This is a genomic window from Mesorhizobium sp. M1A.F.Ca.IN.020.06.1.1, assembly GCF_004023265.1.
Taxonomy (GTDB): domain Bacteria; phylum Pseudomonadota; class Alphaproteobacteria; order Rhizobiales; family Rhizobiaceae; genus Mesorhizobium.
Window position 1 is genome coordinate 1 of sequence record NZ_RZSR01000398.1, and the last position, 5,096, is coordinate 5,096.

Here is a 5,096-nt window from a genome sequence, read left to right on the forward strand (position 1 = left end):
GACCACGGTCTCGATCGTGTAATCCGCGCCCTTGACCAGGATGTCGGGCAGAAGCGCCTCGATCAGCTTGAGCGGCGTGTCTTCCTCGAAGACGACAACGGCATCGACCGAGGCGAGCGCCGCGAGCACGCAGGCGCGGTCGTGCTGGTCGTTGACCGGACGTCCGGGCCCTTTCAGCCGGCGCACCGAGGCGTCGCTGTTCAAGCCGAGCACCAGCCGGTCGCATCGGCTGCGCGCGGCGTGCAGCAGGCTGACATGGCCGGCATGCAGAATGTCGAAGCAGCCATTGGTGAAGCCAACCGACAGCCCCTCCTCTTTCCAGGCCGCCACCATCCTGGCCGCCGCATTGGCGTCGAGAATGGCGTCCTTGTGGGCGACCGGTCCATGCGAGCGGAACAGCGCGCCGGAAAGCTCCTCCACTGTCAGCCGCGCCGTGCCGCGCTTGCCAACGACCACGCCGCCGGCGGCATTGGCGATTGTAGCAGCCTGCACCCGGTCGGCGCCCGCGGCGAGCGACAGCGCGAAGGTGGCGATGACCGTGTCGCCGGCGCCGGAGACGTCGAACACTTCGCGCGCCTGCGTGGAGATATGGCGGGCATCCTCCGCGGTGACCACGCTCATGCCCTTTTCGCTGCGCGTCGCGACGATGAACTCGAAGTCATGCGCGGCAATCAGGTCGCGTGCCGCAGCGACGATCTCGTCATCGCCGAAGACCGGGCGTCCGACCGCCTCGCCGAGTTCCTTGCGGTTGGGCGTGACCGCCGTCGCCCCGGCATAGCGCGCATAGTCGCGGCCCTTCGGGTCGATCAGCACCGGTTTTCCGGCATCGCGGCAGATCGCGATCAGTTCGGCCGCCACGCCGTCGAGCAGGATGCCCTTGCCGTAGTCGGACAGGATGACGATATCGGCACGCGCAAGGGCAGCCTGGAAATGCTCGACAAGCGTCGTCCGCTCGCCACTGGACAACGGTTTGATTTCCTCCTCGTCGAAACGCAGCACCTGCTGGTTAAGCGCGCTGAAGCGGCTCTTCGACGAGGTCATGCGGTCCTGCCGCTGTGCAAGGCCGTCCGTATCGGCGCCAAGATCGCCGAGCATGCGCATGAGATTGTCGCCGGCCTGGTCGGCGCCGATGACGGACACCGGGATCGCGGCGCCGCCCAGTGAAACGATGTTGGAAACGACATTGCCGGCGCCGCCCAGGGCCACCACCTCGCCCCGCCCATGCAGCACCGGGATCGGCGCTTCAGGCGAGATCCGCTCGATGACGCCGTTGACGAAACGATCGAGGATGAAATCGCCGACCACCAGCACCGTGACCTCGCCGAAGTGGGCGATGGTGCGATGCAAGGGCTCCGGGGAAGGCAGATGGTGCTTGATCATCTCACTGGCACGCGCCGAAAACGACGGTTCTTGATCGGGGTTGCAGCGCCGGAAAACCGGCGCTCTTCATTCTTCGCGATGCCGATATACCGCAATCGGGGCCAGCGCAACGGCGGCCGTATGCGCACGGCCAAGGCGCCGGACGGATCAGCTCTTCTGCAAGGCGACATGGACGCCGAGACCGACAAGCACGGCGCCACCTGCGCGCTGCATAAGGCGCTGCGCGCGACCGGAGCGCCGCAGGCGCGCAATCATCGCGCCGGCGAGAAAGACGCAAACGATGTCGGCCGACGAGAACATCAGGTTGACGACGGTTCCCAGCACCACGAACTGCAGCCAAACCGGCAAGGTCGCCGAGGCATCGATGAACTGCGGCAGGAATGCCATGAAGAAGATTGCTGTCTTGGGATTGAGCACCTCGACCGTGATGCTTTCGAAAAAGGCGCGACGCGCCGATTTTCGCTCGATGGCAGGAAGCGTTCCGTTTCCCTGGATCTTGGCGCGGAACAGCGAAACACCGAGCCAGATCAGGTACAGCGCGCCGACAAGTTTGACCGCCATGTAAAGCGGCGGCACGGCGTGGAACAACACCGACAGTCCGGTTGCGGCGGCAAGGACATGGACATAGCCGCCGAGATGGATGCCGAGCGCCGCCGTCAGCCCCGACCAACGCCCGCGCGCCATGGTCTGCGCGGCGGCGTAGAGCATGGCCGGTCCGGGAATGTAGGCGAAGATAGCCGTGGTGACGAAAAAGGCGATAAGCAGTTCGGTCGACGGCATCTTGATCCCTCACGATAGGAGCCGACTGAAGCGGGAGCTTTGCGGCCTCACTGTGGCGACGAACCGGTCTGCCCTGATTTGGCAAGAACACGCGCCATGAACTTGTCATAGTCGACGACCGCGCGCTCGTGGAAACCTTCGCCGATCAATCCATTCTCGTCGCTGCACGATACCTTGAAGCGCAGCTTTCGCCCCTGCACCGCGACAAGCTCGACATCGGCGGTGACGGTCATGCCGACGGGCGTCGCGGCGACATGGCTGACGTCGACATGGGTGCCGACGGTTCTCTCATGGCTGCTCAGGAACGGACGCAATGCCTCGACGCACGCCCATTCGATGAAGCCCACCATGAAGGCGGTGGCGAAAACCGGCGGCATGTCGGCGAAACTCGCAAAGGCCGTTGTCATGGCCGGAACCGTCAGGGAGTCGTCGACCCGCAGGGTTTGAACGTGGTGAAGGCCTGGCTTTAAATCGGATGTCATGGCTGATACCAACGGCAAGAACGCACACCGACGGCTCATGCCACAGCCCTCAATGGCACCATAGCTTGCTTCGATCGAAGACGTACCGTTCGGCGCGCCAGAGCTTATCTCGCGAGCCGTTCTGCCGATCCATCCCTACATTCGTCGTAGCCGATGCTCCACAGCCGGGGACCTTTTATCGACACCTGCTCGCGCCTCCCCTATAAGGGCCGGAATCGGCAACGAAACAAGGCTCACAAGGATGATCATCGTCACGGGCGGCGCCGGCATGATCGGCTCCAACATCGTCGCCGCGCTGAATGCCGAAGGCCATGACGATATCTTGGTCGTCGACGATCTGACCGACGGCCACAAGATCGCCAATCTGGCCGATCTCCGCATTGCTGACTATCTCGACAAGGACGAGCTTCCGGCCCGGCTCGAGGATGGCGGGCTGGGCCGCATCGACGCCGTCTTCCATCAGGGCGCCTGCTCGACCACCACCGAATGGAACGGCAAGTTCATGATGGACGTGAACTACGCTTATTCGAAGCGCCTGCTGCACGCCTGCCTGGCGCTGCGGGTGCCCTTCCTCTATGCCTCCTCGGCTTCGGTCTATGGCGGCGGCAGCGAGTTTCGCGAAGAGCCCGAATTCGAACGGCCACTCAACGTCTACGCCTATTCGAAGAAGCTGTTCGACGACTATGTCCGCCGCAATGTCTTCGACACCGATCACTCGCAGGTGGCCGGCCTGCGCTATTTCAACGTCTACGGGCCGCGCGAGGCGCATAAGGGCGCCATGGCCTCGGTCGCCTTCCATTTGTTCAACCAGGTCGAGCAGGGCCAGAACCCGAAGCTGTTCGGCGCCTATGGCGGGTTCGGCCCCGGCGAGCAGAGCCGCGACTTCATCCATGTCGGCGACGTCGCCGACGTCAATCTGTGGCTATGGAAGCGGGGCTCAAGCGGCATCTTCAACTGCGGCACCGGCCGCGCCCAGCCGTTCCGCGCCATCGCCGAGACGGTAATCGACACGCTCGGCAAGGGTGAGATCGAGTTCATTCCCTTCCCCGAACACCTGAAGGGCAGCTACCAGAGTTTTACCGAGGCGGATATGTCCCGCTTACGCACGGCCGGCTACAATGGCCAATTCCGCACCGTCGAAACCGGCGTCAGAGACTATGTCCAATGGCTGAAAGCCCAACGATCCTCGTGATCGGCCCACGCTGGGTGGGTGACATGGTCATGGCCCAGTGCCTGTTCGCGGCGCTGAAGGAAAAGCATCCGAATGCCGCGATCGACGTGCTCGCGCCGGCTTGGGCAGCGCCCCTGGTCAAGCGCATGCCCGAAATACGCTCCCAGATCGACTTTCCACTGATGCCCGGCACGCTCGAATTCCGCAGCCGCAGGCGCTTCGGCCGCCTGCTGCGCGGCCGCTACGACATGGCCTATGTGCTGCCGGGGAGCTGGAAATCGGCGCTGATCCCGTTCTTCGCCCGAATTCCGCGCCGCGTCGGCCATCTGAGGGAAATGCGCTACGGCCTGCTGACCGACATCGTCCCGCTGCCCGATGCGGTGAAGCGGCGCACGGCACGGGCCTATTTCGGCCTGGCGCGCGGCGGCACTTTTCGCCCGCCGAAGCTCACCGTCGATCTCACCAATCAGGCCGATCTGCTGGCGCGGTTCGGGCTCAGCGCAAAAGAATTCGTCACCCTGTTGCCGGGCGCCGAGTTCGGCCCGGCAAAGCGCTGGCCGAGCGAATACTATGCCGAGCTAGCCCGCGGGATGATGGCAAAAGGCCTGGGCGTCGCCTTGCTCGGCTCGAAGAACGACGCTGAGGTTACCGGCGAGATCGCGAGGCTTGCGCCGGGCGCCGTCGACCTTGCCGGCAGGACGAAGCTGGAGGATGCCATCGACCTGATCGCCGCGGCGAAGCTAGCCGTCTCGAACGACAGCGGGCTTATGCATGTGGCCGCCGCCGTCGACACGCCAATCGTCGCCGTCTATGGCTCGACCTCGCCCGAAAACACGCCGCCGCTGACCGATCGTTCGGAACTGATCTGGCTGCACCTCTCCTGCTCGCCCTGCCACAGCAAGGTCTGCCCGCTCGGCCATCTCAACTGCCTTAAGACGCTCGATGTCGCGCGGGTCGCCGCCGCCGCCGACCGGTTGCTTGAAATTCCTGCGACCGCATGAGGGTTCTCATCGTCAAGACATCATCGATGGGCGATGTCATCCACACCTTCCCGGCCGTCGAGGACGCGCTCCGCAATCGCCCGGACATAAGCTTCGACTGGTGCGTGGAAGAGGCCTTTGCCGCCGTCGTCGCCTTGCATCCGGCGATCGGAACCATCCACAAGGTGGCGCTCCGGCGCTGGCGCAAGAAGCCGTTCGACGGCGGCACATGGCGCGAGATGGCCGGCCTGCGACGTGCGCTTCGCTCGCGCCGCTATGACCTGGTTATCGATGCACAGGGGC

At 64.4% G+C, this 5,096-nt stretch carries 5 protein-coding genes and 1 pseudogene; 3 read left to right on the plus strand and 3 right to left on the minus strand.

Features of this window, described 5'->3' with window-relative positions; genetic code table 11:
• From rfaE1 to EOA60_RS18000, 3 genes are all read right to left on the minus strand, one after another.
• Window positions 1–1,380, minus strand: a 1,380-nt coding sequence (gene rfaE1 / locus EOA60_RS17990) for a D-glycero-beta-D-manno-heptose-7-phosphate kinase (protein WP_128311687.1), incomplete at its 3' end; no start/stop codon positions are given.
• A gap of 147 nt (window positions 1,381–1,527) precedes the next feature.
• Window positions 1,528–2,160 carry a LysE family translocator gene (locus tag EOA60_RS17995; RefSeq protein ID WP_095823238.1) on the minus strand — a complete coding sequence of 211 codons (633 nt, stop codon included), beginning with the start codon at window positions 2,158–2,160 and terminating at the stop codon, window positions 1,528–1,530.
• A 47-nt stretch (window positions 2,161–2,207) separates the two neighbouring features.
• Window positions 2,208–2,567 (minus strand): thioesterase family protein, encoded by a 360-nt coding sequence (locus EOA60_RS18000; RefSeq protein WP_206522109.1) that lies wholly within the window; start codon window positions 2,565–2,567, stop codon window positions 2,208–2,210.
• Window positions 2,568–2,883: 316 nt separating this feature from the next.
• Between EOA60_RS18000 and rfaD the strand changes: the two genes are divergently transcribed.
• From rfaD to EOA60_RS18015, 3 genes and pseudogenes are all read left to right on the plus strand, one after another.
• Window positions 2,884–3,834 carry an ADP-glyceromanno-heptose 6-epimerase gene (gene rfaD, locus EOA60_RS18005; protein ID WP_095801637.1) on the plus strand — a complete coding sequence of 317 codons (951 nt, stop codon included), beginning with the start codon at window positions 2,884–2,886 and terminating at the stop codon, window positions 3,832–3,834.
• A complete protein-coding gene (gene waaF / locus EOA60_RS18010; RefSeq protein WP_095823240.1) occupies window positions 3,807–4,814 on the plus strand; it encodes a lipopolysaccharide heptosyltransferase II in 1,008 nt (335 codons plus the stop codon). The genes rfaD and waaF overlap by 28 nt, the downstream gene beginning before the upstream one ends.
• A pseudogene (locus tag EOA60_RS18015) lies at window positions 4,811–5,096 on the plus strand (lipopolysaccharide heptosyltransferase I); the annotation flags it as partial. The gene waaF and the pseudogene EOA60_RS18015, both read left to right, overlap by 4 nt.

Excerpts from the sequence above, each read along its gene's own strand:
- EOA60_RS18000 (WP_206522109.1), bottom strand. The coding sequence starts at position 2,567 with ATGACAACGGCCTTTGCGAGTTTCGCCGACATGCCGCCGGTTTTCGCC.
- rfaD (WP_095801637.1), top strand. The coding sequence starts at position 2,884 with ATGATCATCGTCACGGGCGGCGCCGGCATGATCGGCTCCAACATCGTC.
- EOA60_RS17995 (WP_095823238.1), bottom strand. The coding sequence starts at position 2,160 with ATGCCGTCGACCGAACTGCTTATCGCCTTTTTCGTCACCACGGCTATC.
- waaF (WP_095823240.1), top strand. The coding sequence starts at position 3,807 with ATGGCTGAAAGCCCAACGATCCTCGTGATCGGCCCACGCTGGGTGGGT.